Genomic DNA, 18,198 nt, shown 5'->3' on the forward strand with positions numbered 1-18,198 from the left:
CGACTCCCGACCAGCTGAGGTCACCATTCAGGTGCAGGCCAGAGGAGGCCACAGGAATGTCCCATCGCAAGCTCATCGTCGCCCGACTGAACGCCGAGCGAACCGAGCCCGTCGCTCGACTGTTCGCCGAGTCCGACCGCAGCGACCTGCCTGCCATGCTCGGCGTGACCCGGCGCACCCTGTTCACCTTCCACGACCTGTACTTCCACCTGGTGGAGACCGAGCAGGACGTGGCGGGCCCGCTCTCCGAGGTCCGCAACCACCCCCTGTACCGCTCGATCGACGAGGGCCTGGCCGCGTACGTGCGTCCCTACCACCCGAGCTGGCGGGGGCCCGCCGACGCCATGGCCACCCCCTTCTACGAGTGGCGGCGGCCGTGAACCGACCCACCCAAGGAGCACACATGACCAAGCCCGCCAAGGTACGGCTGCGCGACGTCGCGCCCAACCGCCGCCGCGGTGGCGACATCAGGGTCGTGCTCGGCCCGAAGACCAGCGCGGCCACCACCGGTTTCCTCGGCGTCCTGACACTGGAGCCCGGCGAGCACGTCTCGGAGCACTACCACCCGTACTCGGAGGAGTTCCTGTACGTCGTCAGCGGCCACGTCTCGGTCGCGGTGGACGGCGAGACGGTCCCGGTCTCGTCCGGTGAGGGCCTGCTGGTGCCGATCAACGCCCGCCACCGCGTCGTCAACGCCGGTGACGAGCCGGCGCAGGTGGTCTTCCACCTGTGCCCGCTGGCGCCCGAGCCGCACCTGGGCCACGTCGACACCGAGGAGCTGCCCAACCCGGAGGCGCCGCACCCCGAGATCGTGGGGGCGTGATGGGCGCCCGCAAGGCCGTCATCACCGGCATCGGCGTGGTCGCGCCCGGCGGCATCGGCCGGGTCGCCTTCTGGGACCTGCTCACCGCGGGCCGCACCGCCACCCGCCCGCTGACGCTGTTCGACGCCACCCGGTTCCGCTCCAGGATCGCCGCCGAGTGCGAGTTCGACCCGATCGCGGCCGGCCTGACCGCGGAGGAAGCCGAGACCAAGGACCGCGCCTGCCAGTTCGCGCTGGTCAGCGCGGACGAGGCGATGGCCGACAGCGGCCTGGACTTCCAGGCGCTGGCCCCGGAGCGCCTCGGCGTGGTGGTGGGCAGCGCGGTCGGCTGCACCATGCGCCTGGAAGAGGGGTACCTGGTGGTCAGCCAGGGCGGCGAGCAGTGGCTGGTGGACGAGTCGCAGGCTCCCCCCGGCCTCTACGACTACCTCGTGCCCAGCAGCATCGCCAGGGACGTGGCCTGGCGCTGCGGCGCCGAGGGCCCGGTCTCGATGATCTCGACCGGCTGCACCTCCGGCCTGGACGCCGTGGGCCACGCCGCCCAGCTCATCGAGGACGGCAGCGCCGACGTCATCGTCGCGGGCGCCACCGACGCCCCCATCTCGCCGATCAGCGTGGCCTGCTTCGACGCCATCAAGGCCACCTCGCCCAACAACGGCGATCCCGAGCACGCCTCGCGCCCGTTCGACCGGCGCCGTGACGGGTTCGTCATCGGCGAAGGGGCGGCGATCTTCGTCCTGGAGGAGGCGGAGGCGGCCGCCAGGCGCGGCGCGCACGTCTACAGCGAGATCGCCGGCTTCGCCAGCCGCGGCAACGCCTTCCACATGACCGGGCTGCGCCCGGACGGCCGCGAGATGGCCGAGGCGATCACGGTCGCGCTGCGCCGGGCCGGGCTCGCCCCCGAGGACGTGGACTACATCAACGCGCACGGCTCCGGCACCAAGCAGAACGACCGGCACGAGACGGCCGCTTTCAAGGCCGGCCTCGGGCAGCGCGCCCACGAGGTGCCGGTCAGCTCCATCAAGTCGATGGTCGGCCACTCGCTGGGCGCGATCGGCTCCATAGAGATCGCCGCCTGCGCCCTGGCGGTCGAGCACGGCATGGTCCCGCCCACCGCCAACCTCGAACAGGACGACGCCGCCTGCGATCTCGACTACGTCCCGAAGAAGGCCAGGAAGCACCAGGTGGACGTGGCCCTCACGGTCGGCAGCGGCTTCGGCGGCTTCCAGAGCGCGATGGTGCTGCGGCGAGCGGAGCGGCAGGAGACATGAGCACACGAGCCCTGATCACCGGTCTCGGCATCGTGGCGCCCACGGGCGTCGGCACGGAGACCTACTGGCACGCCACACTCAACGGGAAGAGCGGCATCGACCGCATCCGCGCCTTCGACGCCTCGGCCTACTCGACCACGCTGGCCGGCAACGTCGACTCCTTCGCCGCGGCCGAGTACGTGCCGGGCCGCCTCATCGTGCAGACCGACCGCTGGACCCAGCTCGGCCTGGCCGCCGCGGCCATGGCGCTGCGCGACGCCGGCGTGGACCCGAAGGCGCTGCCCGAGTACGGCCTCGGCGTGATCACCGCGGCCTCCTCCGGGGGCAACGAGTTCGGCCAGCGCGAGATCGAGCAGCTGTGGACCCGGGGCCCGGGCGCGGTCGGCGTGTACCAGTCGATCGCCTGGTTCTACGCCGCGTCCACCGGCCAGATCTCGATCCACGAGCGGGCCAAGGGCCGCTGCGGCGTCATCGTCGCTGAGCAGGCGGGCGGGCTGGACGTGCTCGGGCACAGCCGCCGGGTGCTGCGCGAGGACGGCGGCGTGCTGATCTCCGGCGGCACCGAGGCGCCGCTGTCGCCGTACGCGCTGGTCTGCCAGACGCGCAGCGGCCGGCTGTCGACCGCGGGCAACCCCGAGGAGTGCTACCTGCCCTTCGACCGGCGCGCCGCGGGCTTCGTGCCAGGTGAGGGCGGCGCGATGCTGATCGTGGAGAGCGCGGAGTCGGCCCGCGAGCGCGGGGCGCGCACACCGTACGGGGAGATCGCCGGCTACGCGGCCACCTTCGACCCGCGCCCCGGCAGCGGCCGGCCGCCCGCGCTGTGCCGCGCCATCACGCTGGCGCTGGCCGACGCCAGGCTCGGCCCGGAGGACGTGGACGTGGTGTTCGCCGACGCCGCCGCCGACCCCGAGCTGGACCGCATCGAGGCCGACGCGCTGGCCTCGGTGTTCGGCCCGCACGGCGTGCCGGTCACCGCGCCCAAGACCATGACCGGCCGCCTGTACGCCGGCGGCGCCGCCCTCGACGCGGCCACCGCGCTGCTCTCCATGCGCGACTCGGTCATCCCGCCCACCGTCGGCACCGCCAGGCCGGACCCGGCCTACGGGCTCGACCTGGTGTGCGGCACGCCGCGGCAGGCCCGCGTGCGCACCGCGCTGGTCCTGGCGCGCGGCGCAGGCGGGTTCAACGCCGCCCTGGTCCTGACGGCTCCGTGAGGAGGAGAGGAAAATGACGCAGTTCACGCTGGCGGACCTCAAGGAGTGCATGCTCCTGGCGGTCGGCTACGACGACTCGGTCGACCTGGACCGCGAGATCCTGGACGAGCCGATGGGCGAGCTCGGGTTCGACTCGCTGGCCGTGATGAACGTGGCCAGGGAGATCGAGCGCAAGTACGGCATCACCGTGCCCGACGACTCGCTCGACGAGACCATGGCGACCCCGCGCAAGACCCTCGCCTACGTCGAGGGGCTGCTGTCCGAGGAGGTCTCGGCATGAGCGGGCACACCGACAACCGGATCGTCATCGACGCCCCGATCGACCTGGTCTGGGAGCTGACGAACGACGTGGCGAACTGGCCGCGGCTGTTCACCGAGTACGCCTCCGCGGAGATCCTGCACCGCGAGGGCCACACCGTGCGCTTCCGGCTCACCATGCACCCGGACGAGCAGGGCCAGGTGTGGAGCTGGGTGTCGGAGCGCACCGCGGACCCGGCCACCCGCACGGTCCGGGCGCGCCGGGTGGAGACCGGGCCGTTCGAGTACATGCTGATCCGCTGGGAGTACACGCAGGTGGCCGGCGGGGTGCAGATGCGCTGGATCCAGAACTTCGGCATGAAGCCGAGCGCCCCGGTCGACGACGAGCAGATGACCGCGCGCATCAACCGCAACAGCGTGCGGGAGATGGGCCGCATCAAGAGCCTCGTCGAGCAGGAGGCCGCCGCGCGGAGCCTGGTGCGATGAGCGTCGTCGCCGTCCTGGCGGCGGTGCTCAACGGGATCGCCGCCGGGATCATGCTGTCCACCGTGATCGGCATCGCGCCGATGATGCTGGCCCTGCCGTACGGCCGCTACGTCCAGCTCGTGCAGTTCCTGTGGCCGCGCTACGACCCGATCATGCCCGTCACCAACGGCGCCACCCTGGTGCTGGACGTGCTGCTGGCCACGGCGCTGGCCGAGCCCGGCCCGGCGCGGCTGGGCTACGGAGCGGCGGCGGTGCTCCAGGCGGCCGTCATGGGCATCTCGATCACCCGCAACGTGCCGGTGAACCGCATGGTCAAGGGCCTGGACCCGGAGCAGCGGCCCGGCGACTGGGCGGACATCGACCCGCGCCGCCGCTGGCGGGCCTGGAACACCGTGCGGACCTCGCTCGCGCTGCTGGCCTTCGTCGTCAACGTGATCACCACCGCGCAAGCGGCCTGAGTAAGGAAGCTCACCATGATCTCACTGTCAGGCAAGAAAGTCCTGGTCACCGGGGGCTCCCGGGGCATCGGGCGGGGCATCACGCTGGCCCTGGCCCGGGCCGGGGCCGACGTGCTGGCCTGCTACCGCAGCACGGGAGAGCACGTCGACTCGCTGGCCAGGGAGCTCAAGACGGTGCCCGGCGACCACCACCTGGTCAGGGCCGACGTGAGCAGCGCCGAGGAGATCGGCCGGCTCATCGAGGAGTGCCGCACCCGGCTCGGCCGCCTGGACGTGGTCGTGCACAACGCGGGCGTCATCAGCCACATCCCGTTCGGCGAGCTGCCGGCGGAGGAGTGGCACCGGGTGCTGGACACCAACCTGACCGCGGCGTACCTGATCACGCAGGGGGCGCTGCCGCTGTTCGGCGAGAGCGCCTCGGTGATCACCATCGGGTCGCGGTCGGCCGGCGTGGGCATCCCGCTGCGCGCCCACTACACCGCCGCCAAGGCCGGGCTGGTCGGCCTGTGCCGGTCCCTGGCCAAGGAGCTGGGGCCGCGCGGCGTCCGGGTGAACGTGATCGCGCCCGGCGTGATCGCCACCGAGGCCGAGCTGCCGCCCGAGGTCGTGGCGCGCTACGAGGGCCTGACCGCCGTGCGCAGGCTCGGCCGGGTCGAGGAGATCGCGGGCGCGGTGCTGTTCCTGGCCAGCGACCTGTCCTCCTACGTCACCGGCGAGACGCTCAACGTGGACGGGGGGATCTGAGATGGCGTTCCGCGTGCTGCTCAGGATGGAGCTGGTGCCGGGCCGGGAGGCGGAGTTCGAGCGGGCGTGGCTGGCGGGCGCCGACGTGATCACCGGCCAGCCCGCCAACCTCGGGCAGTGGCTGTCCAGGAGCGAGGACGAGCAGGGCGTCTACTACATCGTCAGCGACTGGACCGACGAGGCCCGCTTCCGCGAGTACGAGCTGAGCGACCAGCACCTGGAGCACCGCAAGAAGCTGCACCCCTACCGGGTCGCGGGCTCCATGACCACGATGACCGTGCTGCACTCGCTCGCCGGGGCGGCACGATGACCGGCGAGGTCCGCGTCCTGCTCTACGCCACCGCGCCGGCCGGCCGGGCGGACACCGTCGAGCGCGCCTACCACGAGATCAGCGGGCGGCTCGACGGCACGCCGGGCCTGCTCGGCAACGAGCTGCTCGGCGACGTGCGCCGCCCCGGCGACTTCGTGGTGCTGAGCAGGTGGACGAGCCTGGGCGCCTTCCGCCGCTGGGAGGAGGGCGACCAGCACCGGGGCGCCACCTCGCCGCTGCGCCCGCTGCAGGATCGCGGGCGCGGGGAGACGTTCGGCGTCTACGAGGTGCTCGCCTCCTACGGCCGGCAGGAGTGAGCCATGGGCGAGGTGAGGGCACCCGCCCGCCCGGTGGCGCTGGTCGCCGGCGGCACCGGGTATCTGGGCAGGTTCGTCTGCGTCGGGCTGCGTGAGGCGGGCTTCGACGTGATCGCCGTGGCGCGGCGGCCCGCCGCCGCCCCGGCCGGCTGCCGCCTCTACCTGGCCGACCTGGCCGCCAACTCCGCGGGCGAGCTGGCCGGATTCCTGGCCCGGGTACGGCCCCGCGTCGTGGTCAACGCGGCCGGCGCGTTGTGGGAGGTCTCCGAGACGGAGATGACCCACTCCAACCAGGAACTGGTCGCCCGGCTGGTGGCCGGGGTCGGCGCGGTGGGCGGCCGGGTCCGGCTGGTCCAGCTCGGCTCCGTCTACGAGTACGGCGCCCAGCCGGGCGGTTACGCGCTGCTCGACGAGACGACCGCCGAGCTCCCGATCACCCCGTACGCCCGCTCCAAGCTGGCGGGCAGCCGGCTCGTCGTGGGCGCGATCGAGGCGCGGCAGCTCGACGGCGTGGTGCTGCGGGTCAGCACCGTGCTCGGGCCGAACGCGCCGGTCGCCAGCTTCTTCGGCGGCCTGGCCGCGCAGCTCGCCCGGCGTCCGGCGACGGTGGAGCTGCCGGAGCTGAGCGACGAGCGCGACTTCGTGGACGTGCGGGACGTGGTCTCCGCGGTGGTCAAGGCCGCCCGCATCTCGGCCACGCCACCCGTGCTGAACATCGCCAACGGCCGGCTGACGCCGGTCAAGACCCTGGTCGACGAGCTGATCAAGGTCAGCGGGGTGCCCGTGCGGCGGGTGACGCGGCCGTACCGGGGGCTGCGCCGCGACGCCGACGCGGGGCGGCAGTACGTCGACATCGGCGCCGCGCGCCGGGCCCTGCGCTGGATCCCGCAGCACAAACCGATCGACTCGATCCGCGGGCTCTGGCGAAGCGTGAGTGAGACACCAGTGCTTCACTGACGCCGCCCGGCACAGTTCACCCTGAATCCACTCGGAATGGAGGGCATCGGCCGTGGCTGATCAGGTCAAGCAGATCCTCATGGAGCACGTCCGCAAACTCCATCTTGAGCGGGCGGCGGCGGAACCGGGCTTCGTGCCCGGCACGACACTCATCCAGACCTCCGGCGCGGTCCTCGACGAGGACGACCGCGCCGCGCTGGTCGAGCAGGCCGTGGAGATGCGCATCGCCTCGGGAGCGACCGCGCTGCGCTTCGAGCGGCTGTTCGCCAGGACACTCGGGCTGCGCAAGGCGCACCTGACCAACTCGGGCTCCTCGGCCAACCTGCTGGCCGTCGCCACGCTCAGCGCGCCGGAGCTGGAGGACCGGCGGCTGCGGCCGGGCGACGAGGTGATCACCGTGGCGGCCAGCTTCCCGACCACGGTCAACCCGATCCTGCAGCACGGGCTGGTGCCCGTCTTCGTGGACGTGGAGCTGGGGACGTACAACACCACGCTGGAGCGGGTCGAGGCGGCGCTGACGCCCAGAACCCGGGCGATCATGATCGCGCACACGCTCGGCAACCCCTTCCCCGTGGCGGAGATCGCCGACTTCGCCGACGCGCACGGCCTGTTCCTGGTCGAGGACAACTGCGACGCCGTCCTGTCGACCTACCAGGGCAGGAACACCGGCACCTTCGGCGACCTGGCGACCGTCAGCTTCTACCCGGCGCACCACATCACGATGGGGGAGGGCGGGTGCCTGCTGACCGACAACCTGGCGCTGGCCCGCATCGCCGAGTCGATGCGCGACTGGGGCCGCGACTGCTGGTGCGAGCCCGGCGAGGACAACCGGTGCCTCAAGCGCTTCAGCCACGACATGGGCGCGCTGCCGGTCGGCTACGACCACAAGTACATCTTCTCCCACGTCGGCTACAACTTGAAGACCACCGACATCCAGGCCGGACTCGGGCTGACCCAGCTCGGCAAGCTGCCCGCGTTCGTGGCGGCGCGGCGGCGCAACTGGCAGCGGCTGCGTGACGGCCTCGACGGGCTGCCCGGCCTGCTGCTGCCGCACGCCACGCCGGGGAGCGAGCCGAGCTGGTTCGGCTTCGTCGTCACCGTCGAGCCGGAAGCGCCGTTCACCAGGCGGCAGCTCGTGGACTTCCTGGAGTCGCGGCGGATCGCCACCCGGCTGCTGTTCGCGGGCAACCTCACCCGGCAGCCGGCCTACCAGGGGCAGCCGCATCGGGTGGTGGGCGAGCTGACCAACAGCGACGTCATCACCGAGCAGACGTTCTGGATCGGGGTGTACCCGGGGATCACGGCCGAGATGATCGACTACGTGATCGCCTCGTTCAAGGAGTTCGTGCAGGGCAAGGGCTGATCTTCCCGGAGTGGAAGCAAGGGGAAGGCCGCGGGAGGTCCGCGGCCTTTCCCCTTTTTTTTGCCGCTTTTCCCATCTTTTTCTGCTTTTTTCAGGACTTGAGCGTGACTTGAGTTCGATTCGAGTGGCACGCGAGTTGCGTATTGGAGCATTCGTGTATCAACCCAAACGGTCTCCATTGATGCTGGCGGTGGGCCTGTGAAACGCATTTTGGAGGATCTGGCCGGATTCGGCGGGGCGCCGGCCTTCGAAAGCCCTCTCAAGGTGGGAGCGCCGAACATCGGCGACCGCCGGCGGTTCTCCGCCCGCCTCGACGCCGCCTTCGACCGGGGCTGGCTGTCCAACGGCGGGCCGCTGGTGGAGGAGTTCGAACGGCGCGTCGCCAGGACGGCCGGGACCCCGTACGCGATGGCGACCTGCAACGCGACCGCCGCCCTGCAGCTCGTGCTGCGCGCGGCCGGGCTGACCGGCGAGGTGATCGTGCCCTCGCTGACGTTCGCCGCCACCGCGCACGCGGTCAGCTGGGTGGGCCTGACCCCGGTCTTCTGCGACGTGGACCCCGGCACCGGGCAGATCGCCCCCGACCACGTCGAGTCCCTGATCGGGCCGCGCACCAGCGGCATCCTCGCCGTCCACCTGTGGGGGCGGGCCGCGCCGGCCGAGCGCCTGGAGGCCATCGCCAGGCGGCACGGGCTCGCGCTGTTCTTCGACGCCTCCCACGCCTTCGCCTGCACCGCCGCCGGCGGCCGGCCGGTGGGCAGCCTGGGCGACGCCGAGGTGTTCAGCTTCCACTCCACCAAGTTCGTCAACGCCTTCGAGGGCGGCGCGATCACGACCGGCAGCGAGGCGCTCGCCCGCCGCCTGGGCGCGCTCAGGAACTTCGGCCTCACCGGCGAGAACGACGTGTCCTGGGTCGGCATCAACGCCAAGATGAGCGAGGCGTCGGGCGCGATGGGCCTGACCTCGCTCGACAGCGTCGGGGAGTTCGTCGCCCGCAACCTGGCCAACTACCGCCACTACCAGGCGTGGCTGGCCGACGTGGACGGGATCCGGCTGATCCCGTTCGACGAGCGCGAGCGCAACAACTACCAGTACGTCATCGTCGAGGTCGACGAGGAGCGGGCCGGCGTCGGCAGGGACAGCCTGCGTCACCTGCTGCACCAGGAGAACGTGCTGGCCCAGCGCTACTTCACACCGGGCTGCCACCAGATGGCGCCCTACCGCGGAACGGCCGGGCTGCCCGGCACCGAGCACCTGTCCGCGCGGGTGCTCGCGCTGCCCACGGGGATGGGCGTCACCCAGGAGCAGGTCGCCGAGATCTGCCAGATCATCCGGCTGGTGGTGGTCAACAGCCAGGCCATCTCCGCGCGCGAGCCGGTGGAGGCCGGTGCGCGGTGAAGGTCTCGGTACTGGGGGCATTGAAGGCGACGTACAAGGGCGTGGACGTGACACCGAGCGCGCCCAAGCTGCGGATCGTCCTGGCACTGCTGGCGCTGCGCCGCGGCCGGGTGGTCACGACCGGCACGCTCATCGAGGAGCTGTGGGGCGCCAATCCGCCCGTCAGCGCCCTCGCCACCCTGCAGACGTACATCTACCAGATCCGGCGCACGCTGACCGCGGTCGACCGCTGCGGCGACGTCGTGCTGGAGACCAAGCCGCTCGGCTACGTCCTGCACCTCGACACGCACGCCCTGGACAAGGACGTCTTCGACGAGCTGGCCGACCGGGCCAGGGTGCAGCTCGCCGCGGGGGAGACCCGGCCCGCGCTGGAGCTGCTCAACCAGGCGCTGGACATGTGCGCCGCCGGCCCGCTGGTGGACGTGGACCTGGGCTCGGTGCTCAGCGCCCAGGTCAACCAGGTGGCCGAGGACATCCTGCAGACGCTGGAGATGCGGGTCGAGGCCCGGCTCCAGCTCCGGCTGCACCGCGAGCTGATCTCCGAGCTGAAGATGCTCATCGCCGAGCACCCCTTCCACGAGGGTTTCCACGCCAAGCTGATGATCAGCCTCCAGCGCTCGGGGCGCCGCTCCGAGGCGCTGGAGGTCTACCAGACGCTGCGCCGCAACCTGCGCGAGGAGCTGGGCATCGAGCCCTCGCCGGGGCTGCGCAACCTGCAACGCGACCTGCTCAACGCCGAGCTGGCCCCGTCCTCCGAGTCGCCGGCGCCGGCCAAGCGGGCCTCCTTCGTCACCCCGGCCCAGCTCCCGCCGGACATCGCGGACTTCGTCGGCCGGGACGACCTGGTCAAGACCCTGTCCACGATGCTCACCGACACCCCGCAGAACACCGCGCTGCGATTACTGTCCGTCACCGGCGTGACCGGGGTGGGCAAGACGACCCTGGCCACGCGGGTGGCACACCGCATCAGGGTGCACTTCCCCGACGGGCAGCTCTTCGCCGACCTGGGCGGCAGCAGGACCACCGCGAGCGACCCGTTCGACGTGCTCGGCGCGTTCCTCCAGGCCATCGGGCTGGACACGCGACAGCTCCCGGCCACGCAGGAGGAACGCACCCAGCTCTTCCGCAGCCGCACCGCCGAGTGCAAGCTGTTCATCCTGCTCGACGACGCGCTGTCGGCGGCCCAGGTGCGGCCCATCCTGCCGGGCGGCGCCCGGTGCGCGGTGCTCGTCACCGGCTCCAACGGGCTGTCCTCGCTGGCCGGCGCCCGCATGGAGGCGGAGACGCTCAGCCTCGACGAGAGCCTGCGCATGCTCGGCTCCATCGTCGGCCGGAGCCGGGTGGAGGCCGAGACGGACGCGGCCCGCGCCATCGTCCGGGCCTGCGGACGGCTGCCGCTGGCCATCCGCACGGCCGGCGCCAAGCTCGGCACCAACCCCAAGTACCCGCTGCGCAAGCTCGCCGAGCGGCTGACCGACCGGCGCAGGCTGCTGACCGAGCTGCGGTTCGGCGGGTTCGACATCGCGGCCCGGCTGGCGCCCGGCTACCTGCGCCTGGACCCCCGTGGCCGGCAGGCCCTGGGCCTGCTGGCCGCCCGCCAGAGCGTGGGGCTGACCGCCCCCCAGATCGCCGGCCTGATCGGCGCGCAGCTGACGGAGGCGGAAGCGCTCATCGAGCAGCTGGTCGAGCTGCGCTTCCTGCGTCCCGTGTGGTCGCAGGACGGCCAGGAGGAGAGCGCGTTCGAGCTGCCCGAGCTGGTCGTCTCCTACGTGCTCACCCAGTCGGGAGACCTGTCGTGACCGCGGCCGGCCTGCCTGACTTCCCCATGCGGCGCTCCTGCCCGCTCCACCCGCCCCCGGACTACGCCCGGCTGCGGCGCGAGGAGCCGGTCTCCCGCGTCCGGCTGCCCGGCGGCGCGAGCGCCTGGGTGGTGGCCCGCTACGCCGACGTGCGCCGCATCCTCACCGATCCCCGGATCAGCGCCGACCGGGCCAAGCCCGGTTACCCGTTCCTGACCGCCGACGCCGAGTTCCTCCGCCAGGTCAGGGTGTTCGTCGGCATGGACCCGCCGGAGCACGGGCCGTACCGGCGCATGTTCATCCCCGAGTTCACCACCAGGCGGGTACGCGGGCTGGCCCCCGACATCCGCAAGAGCGTGCACGAGTGCCTGGACGCGATGGCCGCGGGGCCCAGACCCGCCGACCTGGTCACCGCGCTGGCCCTGCCGGTGCCGACCCTGGCGATCAGCAAGCTGCTCGGCGTCCCCGACGCGGACTACCCCCGCTTCGCCACGCTGACCGCCACGCTCATGGCCGAGCCGGACCCGGAGCTGCGCCCCCAGGGCGAGGCCGGCTTCCGCGAGCTGGTCGGCTACCTGAGCGGGCTCGTCGCCACCGCCCGCAGGAGCCCGGGCGACGACCTGATCGGGCGCGTGGCCTCGACCCACGTCGAGTCCGGCGCGCTGAGCGAGTTCCAGCTCGTGTTCATCGCCCTGCTGCTGCTGTTCGCCGGCTACGAGACCACCGCGAACATGATCACGCTGGGCGTGGTCACGCTGCTGGCGCATCCCGACCAGCTCGCCCTGCTGCACGCCGACCTGTCGCTGGTGCCGCAGGCCGTCGAGGAGCTGCTGCGCTACCTGTCGGTCGCCGAGCTGGCGACCTGCCGGACCGCCGTGGCCGATCTGGAGATCGGCGGCGTGCGGATCAGGGCGGGGGAAGGCGTGATCCCGCTGGCCGCCTCGGCTGACCGCGACGAGAGCGCGTTCGCCCACCCCGACCGTTTCGACATTCTCCGCACAGAGAGCCGGCACCTGGCCTTCGGCCACGGTCCGCACCAGTGCCTGGGCGCCAACCTGGCCCGCCTGGAGCTGACCGTCGTCTTCACCGAGCTGCTGCGCCGCTTCCCCACGCTGCGGCTGGCGGCGCCGATGGCGGAGATCCCGTTCAAGTACGACGCCAACCTGTTCGGGGCCTACCGGCTGCCGGTGACCTGGTGAGATCGCGAGGAGGCAGGAATGCGGGTGCGCGTGGATCAGCAACGCTGCATCGGATCCGGGCAGTGCGTCCTGGTCGAGCCCGGCGTGTTCGACCAGTGCGAGGACGAGGGGTACGTGCTGCTGCTGGCCGAGCGGCCGGACGAGGTGCGGCGGGCCGCGGTCCGGCGGGCCGCCACCGGATGCCCGGTCGGCGCGATCAGCGTGCTGGACGACTGACCCTTGCCCGAATCCACCCCTTGAGTGATCCTCTAGCCATTCTCGAGTGCTCGTTGATGGGCTGGCCGGATCGGCGTTGTCGACAGGAGAGCTGGACGTGAGCTACGTAGTGGCGTTGTCGAAGATCGGGCTCGGCGAGGTGCCGCTGGTGGGCCGCAAGGCGGCCGTGCTCGGCGAGCTGCTCGCGGCCGGTTTCCCGGTGCCCGACGGCTTCGCGGTGACCACGGGCGCGCTGGCCGCCGCGATCGGCGACGGCGCGTGGACGCCGGAGACCCCGTTGCCCCCCGGCCTGGCCGGGGAGCTGGCGGGCGCGCTGGAGCGGATCGGCGGCGGCCCCGTCGCGGTGCGCTCTTCGGGCGTGGCGGAGGACCTGGCCGGCATGTCGTACGCAGGGCAGTACGAGTCGGTGCTCGGCGTACGCGGGCCCGAGGCGGTCGGCGCGGCGGTGCGCACCTGCTGGGCCTCCGGCTTCTCCGAGCGGGTCAGGGCCTACCACGGCGAGGCCGGCCCGGCCCAGGTCGGCGTGCTGGTGCAGCGGATGGTGGACGCCCGCGCGGCCGGCGCCGCCTTCAGCGTCAACCCGGTGAGCGGCGCGGACGAGATCGTGATCAGCGCCGTCCGCGGGCTGGGCGAGCGGCTCATGTCGGGCGAGGTCACCGCCGACGAGTGGGTGGTGCGCGACCTGCGCGAGCCCGGCGGCGAGCGGCAGAGCTCGGGCGGCCAGCAGGCGATCACGGCCGGCGAGGCCCGCGAGATCGCCTCCCTGGCCGCGCGGGTGGCCGCGCACGCCGGCGGCCCCCAGGACATCGAGTGGGTGATCGACCAGGACGACCGGCTCTGGCTGGTGCAGGCGCGCCCGATCACCGGGCTGCCCGACCGTCCGGTCCCGCAGGTCCCCATCGCCATCGACGTCCCGCCCGGCTTCTCCACCCGCGACCGCAACAGCGACCGGCCCTGGGTGCCGCTCCAGCAGTCGATCTTCATGCCGATCTTCAGTGACTGCGCCAGGCACGTGTTCGCCTTCAACACCGGCGTCGTGCCCTCCGCCCACGCGATCGGCGGCTGGACGTACGTCACCACGCCACCCGACACCATCGAGGAGCTGGTGGGCCGGGTCGAGAAGATCGCGGTGGCCGTCGAGCAGGGCGAGCCCGAACGGCTGATCCACCGGTGGAACGACGAGATCAAGCCGGCCGCCGCGGCCGCGCTGGCGGAGCTGCGCCAGGTCGAGCTGCGCACGCTGACGGACGCGCAGCTGACCGCGCACCTGCGCCGCCTGCTGACGATCTTCACCGAGCTGCACGAGGTGTACTTCCGGCTCACCGGCGCGGCCGTCTACCTGTTCGGACGGCTCGGCGTGGCCTGCGCCGAGCTGCTGGGCTGGGACGCCGCCCAGACCCTGCGCCTGCGCGGCGGCCTGAGCGGCGACCACGTGCCGGCCCACACCGGGCTGGGCGCGCTGGCCCGGTTGGCCGCCGCCGACCCCGGCGCCCGGGCGCGGGTCGAGGCCGGGGAGATCCCCGGCGGCCCGTTCGCCGCCGCCTTCGCGGACTACGTGCAGGGGTACGGGCACCGCACGATCGGGTTCACGCTGACCGACCCGACCCTGGCCGAGCAGCCCGACATGCTGCTCAACCTGGTCCGCGCCCAGCTCGACGACCCCTACGACCTCGACGCCGAACGCGCCAGGCTGGCCGGGCGACGCGCGGGCGCGCTGGAGGAGGCCAGGGCCGCGCTGAGCGGGGCCGGCCGCGAGCGGTTCGAGCACGCCCTGGCCGGCAGCGACCTGGGCAGCCCGGTACGCGACGAGAAGGTGTTCTACGCCGTCTCCGCCTGGGCGCTGCTGCGCTACGTCGCGCTCGACCTGGGCGCCAGGCTGGTCGCGGCCGGCGTGGTCAGGCAGGCCGACGACGTGTTCTACCTCGGTCACGACGACGCGCTGGCCGCCCTGGGCGACCGCCGCCCCCGGCACGAGCAGGTGCTGCGCGGCCGGGGCGAGCACGCCTGGGCGCTGGCCCACCCCGGCCCGCCCAGCTACGGCCCGCCGCCCGCGCCCATGGCGCCCAAGCCCGGCATGACCCCGCCGTCCGCGCAGGCCGAGCACGTGATGCAGGTCATGCAGTGGTCGATGCGGCTGTTCGGCGGCCCGGGCGGCCCCTCGGGCCCCGACGCCGCCCCCGGGGAGCTGCGCGGCGTGGCCGCTTCGGCGGGCCGCTACACCGGCCCCGCCCGCGTGATCACCTCCGTGACCGAGTTCGGCAAGCTCCGCCGCGGCGACGTCCTGGTGTGCCCCGAGACGACCGCCCAGTGGGCGGTGCTGTTCCCCAGCGTGGGCGCGCTGGTCACCGACCGCGGCAGCCTGCTGTCGCATCCGGCGATCATCGCCCGCGAGTACGGCGTGCCCGCCGTCGTGGCGACCGGCAGCGCCACCACCACCTTCACCGACGACCAGTTGCTCACCGTCGACGGCAGCACCGGTCTGGTGCGGGCGGCCGATGCGAAAGGACCCGGCTCATGAGCGACCCACGCCGGATCGACGTGCACCACCACGCGATCCCGCCCAAGAAGGCCAAGCTGATGCGCGAGGCGGGCGCGCCCTTCGCCATTCCCTGGTCCCTGGAGGAGACGCAGGAGGTGATGGGGGTCAACGGCATCGAGTTCGCGCTGATCTCCAACGCCATCCCCGACTTCTCGCCCACCTCGGGCGCGGCCGCCCGGCTCAACCGCGGCTCCAACGAGTCCATCGCCGAGCTGGTCGCCGACCACCCGGACCGGTTCGGGCTGCTGGCCGCGCTGCCGATGCCGTACGTGGACCTGGCCCTGGCCGAGCTGGCGCACGCCTACGACGTGCTGGGCGCCGACGGCGTGGTCCTGGTGCCGCACGCCGGCTCGCAGTACCTGGGCGACCCGCTCTACGACGTGCTGTTCGAGGAGCTGAACCGGCGGCGCGCGGTCGTGCTCGTGCACCCGATGGCGCTGCCGGCCGTGGAGCACGTCTCGGTGCCGTACGTGCTGGCCGACTTCCTCCTTGACACCACGCGCGGCGCGCTTAACCTGATCATGTCGGGCGCGCTCGACCGCTACCCGGACATCTCGTTCATCCTGTCCCACGGTGGCGGGTTTCTGCCATACGCGGCCTTCCGCGCCGAAGTGCTCGGCGCGGCGTTCTTCGGGCTGGACCGGGCCCGGGTTCGCGACGGGCTGCGCCGCTTCTACTACGACACCGCGCTGACCGGCTCCTCCGCGTTGCCCAGCCTCCTGGAGACCGTGACGCCCGACCGCATCGTGTTCGGCACCGACTGGTCGGCCATCCCGGCCGGCCTGGTCGCCGAGTGCGTGCAGGACCTCGAATCCCCGCGCCTGGGCCTGGCCGGCGCCGACCGGGCGCTGATCGACCGGGGCAACGCGCTCGGGCTGTTCCCGGGCGTGGCCCAGCGTCTGGCCGTCCGCGTTTGACGACTTGGAGAGCACAGTGGGTCTCAGCGTGATCATCGCCGGCGCCGGAATCGGCGGGCTCAGCCTGGCCCAAGGGCTGCGCAAGCGCGGCGTCGGCGTCACCGTCTTCGAGCGCGACAACGACCTCGGGCCCTGGTGGCAGGGGTTCAGGCTGCGCATCGACCGCCACGGCCGGGGCGCGCTGGCCTCCTGCCTGCCCGCCGACCTGTACGACCTGACCCAGGCCACCGCGAACAAGCTCTACACCCCGCGCGGCGTCACCTACGACTACCTGCTCAACGAGACCGCCTCGGTGCGGCCGGCCGGCGTGCCGCTCGACCCGGCCGCCGCGGCCACCGTGGCCGACCGGCGCACGCTGCGCGAGATCCTCTTCACCGGCCTGGGCGACGCCGTCCGGTTCGGCGAGCCGGTCGTCGGCTACGAGCACGTCGGAGACCAGGTGCAGGTGGAGCTGGCCGACGGCGGCACCGCCACCGCGGACGTGCTGGTCGCGGCCGACGGCGTGGAGTCGGCCGTACGCCGGCGGCGGCTCCCGGACGCCGAGCTGCTCGACCTCGGGACCCGCGCCATCTACGGCCACATGCTGCTGACCGAGGAGGTGCTGGAGTGGCTGCCGCCCGGCCTGATCGGCGGCGCCCGCCCGGTGCTCGGCCCGGAGAGCCGGACCCTGGTGGTCGGCTCGTTCCAGCCGCAGATGCCCGCCGCCGAGGCGGTCGCCCAGTTCGCCCCGCACGCCGCGCTGCAGAGCGTGCCCGACTACCTCAAGTGGACGCTGGTCGTCCCCGCCGCGTCCCGCGTCGCGCCGCGCAACGGCGACCCGGAGAAGCTGCACGCCACCGCGCTCAAGCTGCTCGACGGCTGGCATCCGGTGCTGCGCCGGGTGGTGGCCGAGTCGCGGGTCGAGGCCACGTTCGCGCTGTCCATCCGGGCCATGTCGCCCACCCCCGAATGGCCGTCCGACAACGTCACCGTGCTGGGCGACTGCATCCACGCCATGACCCCGGTCGGCGGGTTCGGCGCGAACACCGCGCTGCGCGACGCCGCCGCGCTGGCCGCCGCCCTGGCCGAGGCGGACGCCGGCCGCCGGGAGCTGGTCGAGGCGATCAACCGCTACGAGAACGAGATGCGCGACTACGCCTACGAAGCCATCAGCCGCTCACTGTGGGGTGCGGAATTGATGTTCCGCATCCCGTCCCGCTCGGATCCTGAAGGGGCTCGCGCATGAACGACGGAATCGGGGCACGGATTCGCCCCTTACTCCCGCTGGCCATCGACGTGGTGGTGCCGGTCGTCCTGTACCTCCTGCTCAAACGGGCCGGCCTGAACGACTTCTGGGCGCTGACCCTGGCCGGCCTGGCCACCGGCGTCGCCGTCGCGGTCAACACGATCCGCCGCCGCAAGATGGACTGGATCGGCCTCCTGGTCGTGCTGGAGATCATCCTGTCCGTGGTGCTGCTGTTCGTCTCCGACGACCCGCGCGTCGTGGCGATCAAACCGTCCTTCTACACGGCGCTGGCCGGGATCTTCCTCGGCGTGACCTGCTTCGTCGGCAAGCCGGTGATCTACCAGACCGCCCGTCCGCTGGCCACCAGGGGCGACCCGCGGCGCGAGGCCGCCTACGAGCGGGCCTGGGAGACCTCGCTCTCCTTCCGCCGCCGCCAGCGCCTGATGACCGGCACGTTCGCCGCCTTCCTGCTGATCGAGTCGGTGCTGCGGGTGATCGTCGTCTACTCCTTCACGCCCGCCGAGATCGAGGAGTCGTTCCTGATCTCGCAGCTGCCCGGCATCGTCCTGTTCGCGGCCGTGCTGGTGTCGTTCCGGCTGCAGGTGCCGGTGCTGCGCCGGATCGTCAACGGCATCCAGGAGCAGCTGCCGCCGGACGCCGCGCCGGAGAACGGCACGCCGTCGGCCACCGGGAAACGGTGAGCC

General features: G+C 72.6%; 20 protein-coding genes. All 20 read left to right on the forward strand.

Going from position 1 to position 18,198, the window contains the following annotated elements; genetic code table 11:
• Positions 1 to 56: 56 nt before the first annotated feature.
• Positions 57 to 380, forward strand: coding sequence for a TcmI family type II polyketide cyclase (locus ETD85_RS09975; RefSeq protein ID WP_138689345.1), 324 nt, complete (start codon positions 57 to 59; stop codon positions 378 to 380).
• A 23-nt stretch (positions 381 to 403) separates the two neighbouring features.
• A complete protein-coding gene (locus ETD85_RS09980; protein WP_138689346.1) occupies positions 404 to 823 on the forward strand; it encodes a cupin domain-containing protein in 420 nt (139 codons plus the stop codon).
• Positions 823 to 2,094, forward strand: coding sequence for a beta-ketoacyl-[acyl-carrier-protein] synthase family protein (locus ETD85_RS09985; protein ID WP_170246614.1), 1,272 nt, complete (start codon positions 823 to 825; stop codon positions 2,092 to 2,094). Before ETD85_RS09980 ends, ETD85_RS09985 begins: the two co-directional genes overlap by 1 nt.
• The gene (locus tag ETD85_RS09990; RefSeq protein WP_138689348.1) at positions 2,091 to 3,308 is read left to right on the forward strand and encodes a ketosynthase chain-length factor; all 1,218 of its coding nucleotides are present in this window, start codon (positions 2,091 to 2,093) and stop codon (positions 3,306 to 3,308) included. Before ETD85_RS09985 ends, ETD85_RS09990 begins: the two co-directional genes overlap by 4 nt.
• 13 nt (positions 3,309 to 3,321) lie before the next feature.
• On the forward strand, positions 3,322 to 3,588 hold the full coding sequence (locus tag ETD85_RS09995) for an acyl carrier protein (RefSeq protein WP_138689349.1): 267 nt from the start codon (positions 3,322 to 3,324) through the stop codon (positions 3,586 to 3,588).
• A complete protein-coding gene (locus tag ETD85_RS10000) occupies positions 3,585 to 4,052 on the forward strand; it encodes an SRPBCC family protein (protein WP_138689350.1) in 468 nt (155 codons plus the stop codon). The genes ETD85_RS09995 and ETD85_RS10000 overlap by 4 nt, the downstream gene beginning before the upstream one ends.
• A complete protein-coding gene (locus ETD85_RS10005) occupies positions 4,049 to 4,510 on the forward strand; it encodes an anthrone oxygenase family protein (protein ID WP_138689351.1) in 462 nt (153 codons plus the stop codon). The genes ETD85_RS10000 and ETD85_RS10005 overlap by 4 nt, the downstream gene beginning before the upstream one ends.
• 15 nt (positions 4,511 to 4,525) lie before the next feature.
• Complete coding sequence (locus ETD85_RS10010; protein WP_138689352.1) at positions 4,526 to 5,254, forward strand: SDR family NAD(P)-dependent oxidoreductase; 729 nt, start codon at positions 4,526 to 4,528, stop codon at positions 5,252 to 5,254.
• 1 nt (position 5,255) lies between these two features.
• A complete protein-coding gene (locus ETD85_RS10015) occupies positions 5,256 to 5,564 on the forward strand; it encodes an antibiotic biosynthesis monooxygenase family protein (RefSeq protein ID WP_138689353.1) in 309 nt (102 codons plus the stop codon).
• On the forward strand, positions 5,561 to 5,881 hold the full coding sequence (locus tag ETD85_RS10020; RefSeq protein WP_138689354.1) for an antibiotic biosynthesis monooxygenase family protein: 321 nt from the start codon (positions 5,561 to 5,563) through the stop codon (positions 5,879 to 5,881). The genes ETD85_RS10015 and ETD85_RS10020 overlap by 4 nt, the downstream gene beginning before the upstream one ends.
• Before the next feature lie 3 nt (positions 5,882 to 5,884).
• Positions 5,885 to 6,838, forward strand: coding sequence for an NAD-dependent epimerase/dehydratase family protein (locus ETD85_RS10025; protein WP_138689355.1), 954 nt, complete (start codon positions 5,885 to 5,887; stop codon positions 6,836 to 6,838).
• A 52-nt stretch (positions 6,839 to 6,890) separates the two neighbouring features.
• Positions 6,891 to 8,201 (forward strand): lipopolysaccharide biosynthesis protein RfbH, encoded by a 1,311-nt coding sequence (gene rfbH, locus ETD85_RS10030; RefSeq protein ID WP_138689356.1) that lies wholly within the window; start codon positions 6,891 to 6,893, stop codon positions 8,199 to 8,201.
• Positions 8,202 to 8,399: 198 nt separating this feature from the next.
• On the forward strand, positions 8,400 to 9,599 hold the full coding sequence (locus ETD85_RS10035) for an aminotransferase class I/II-fold pyridoxal phosphate-dependent enzyme (protein WP_138689357.1): 1,200 nt from the start codon (positions 8,400 to 8,402) through the stop codon (positions 9,597 to 9,599).
• A complete protein-coding gene (locus ETD85_RS10040; RefSeq protein WP_170246609.1) occupies positions 9,596 to 11,398 on the forward strand; it encodes an AfsR/SARP family transcriptional regulator in 1,803 nt (600 codons plus the stop codon). Before ETD85_RS10035 ends, ETD85_RS10040 begins: the two co-directional genes overlap by 4 nt.
• Positions 11,395 to 12,597: a cytochrome P450 gene (locus tag ETD85_RS10045; RefSeq protein ID WP_206058214.1), complete on the forward strand. Its 1,203-nt coding sequence runs from the start codon at positions 11,395 to 11,397 to the stop codon at positions 12,595 to 12,597. The genes ETD85_RS10040 and ETD85_RS10045 overlap by 4 nt, the downstream gene beginning before the upstream one ends.
• 18 nt (positions 12,598 to 12,615) lie before the next feature.
• Positions 12,616 to 12,813, forward strand: coding sequence for a ferredoxin (locus tag ETD85_RS10050; RefSeq protein ID WP_138689359.1), 198 nt, complete (start codon positions 12,616 to 12,618; stop codon positions 12,811 to 12,813).
• Positions 12,814 to 12,910: 97 nt separating this feature from the next.
• Positions 12,911 to 15,331, forward strand: coding sequence for a PEP/pyruvate-binding domain-containing protein (locus ETD85_RS10055; RefSeq protein WP_170246610.1), 2,421 nt, complete (start codon positions 12,911 to 12,913; stop codon positions 15,329 to 15,331).
• Positions 15,328 to 16,269 (forward strand): amidohydrolase family protein, encoded by a 942-nt coding sequence (locus ETD85_RS10060; protein ID WP_138689361.1) that lies wholly within the window; start codon positions 15,328 to 15,330, stop codon positions 16,267 to 16,269. The genes ETD85_RS10055 and ETD85_RS10060 overlap by 4 nt, the downstream gene beginning before the upstream one ends.
• 16 nt (positions 16,270 to 16,285) lie before the next feature.
• Complete coding sequence (locus tag ETD85_RS10065; RefSeq protein WP_138689362.1) at positions 16,286 to 17,494, forward strand: FAD-dependent oxidoreductase; 1,209 nt, start codon at positions 16,286 to 16,288, stop codon at positions 17,492 to 17,494.
• Positions 17,491 to 18,195, forward strand: a complete 705-nt coding sequence (locus ETD85_RS10070; RefSeq protein ID WP_138689363.1) for a VC0807 family protein — start codon at positions 17,491 to 17,493, stop codon at positions 18,193 to 18,195. Before ETD85_RS10065 ends, ETD85_RS10070 begins: the two co-directional genes overlap by 4 nt.
• Positions 18,196 to 18,198 lie beyond the last annotated feature (3 nt).

Origin of the sequence: Nonomuraea zeae (genome assembly GCF_005889725.1) — a bacterium.
GTDB classification, from domain to species: Bacteria; Actinomycetota; Actinomycetes; order Streptosporangiales; family Streptosporangiaceae; genus Nonomuraea; species Nonomuraea zeae.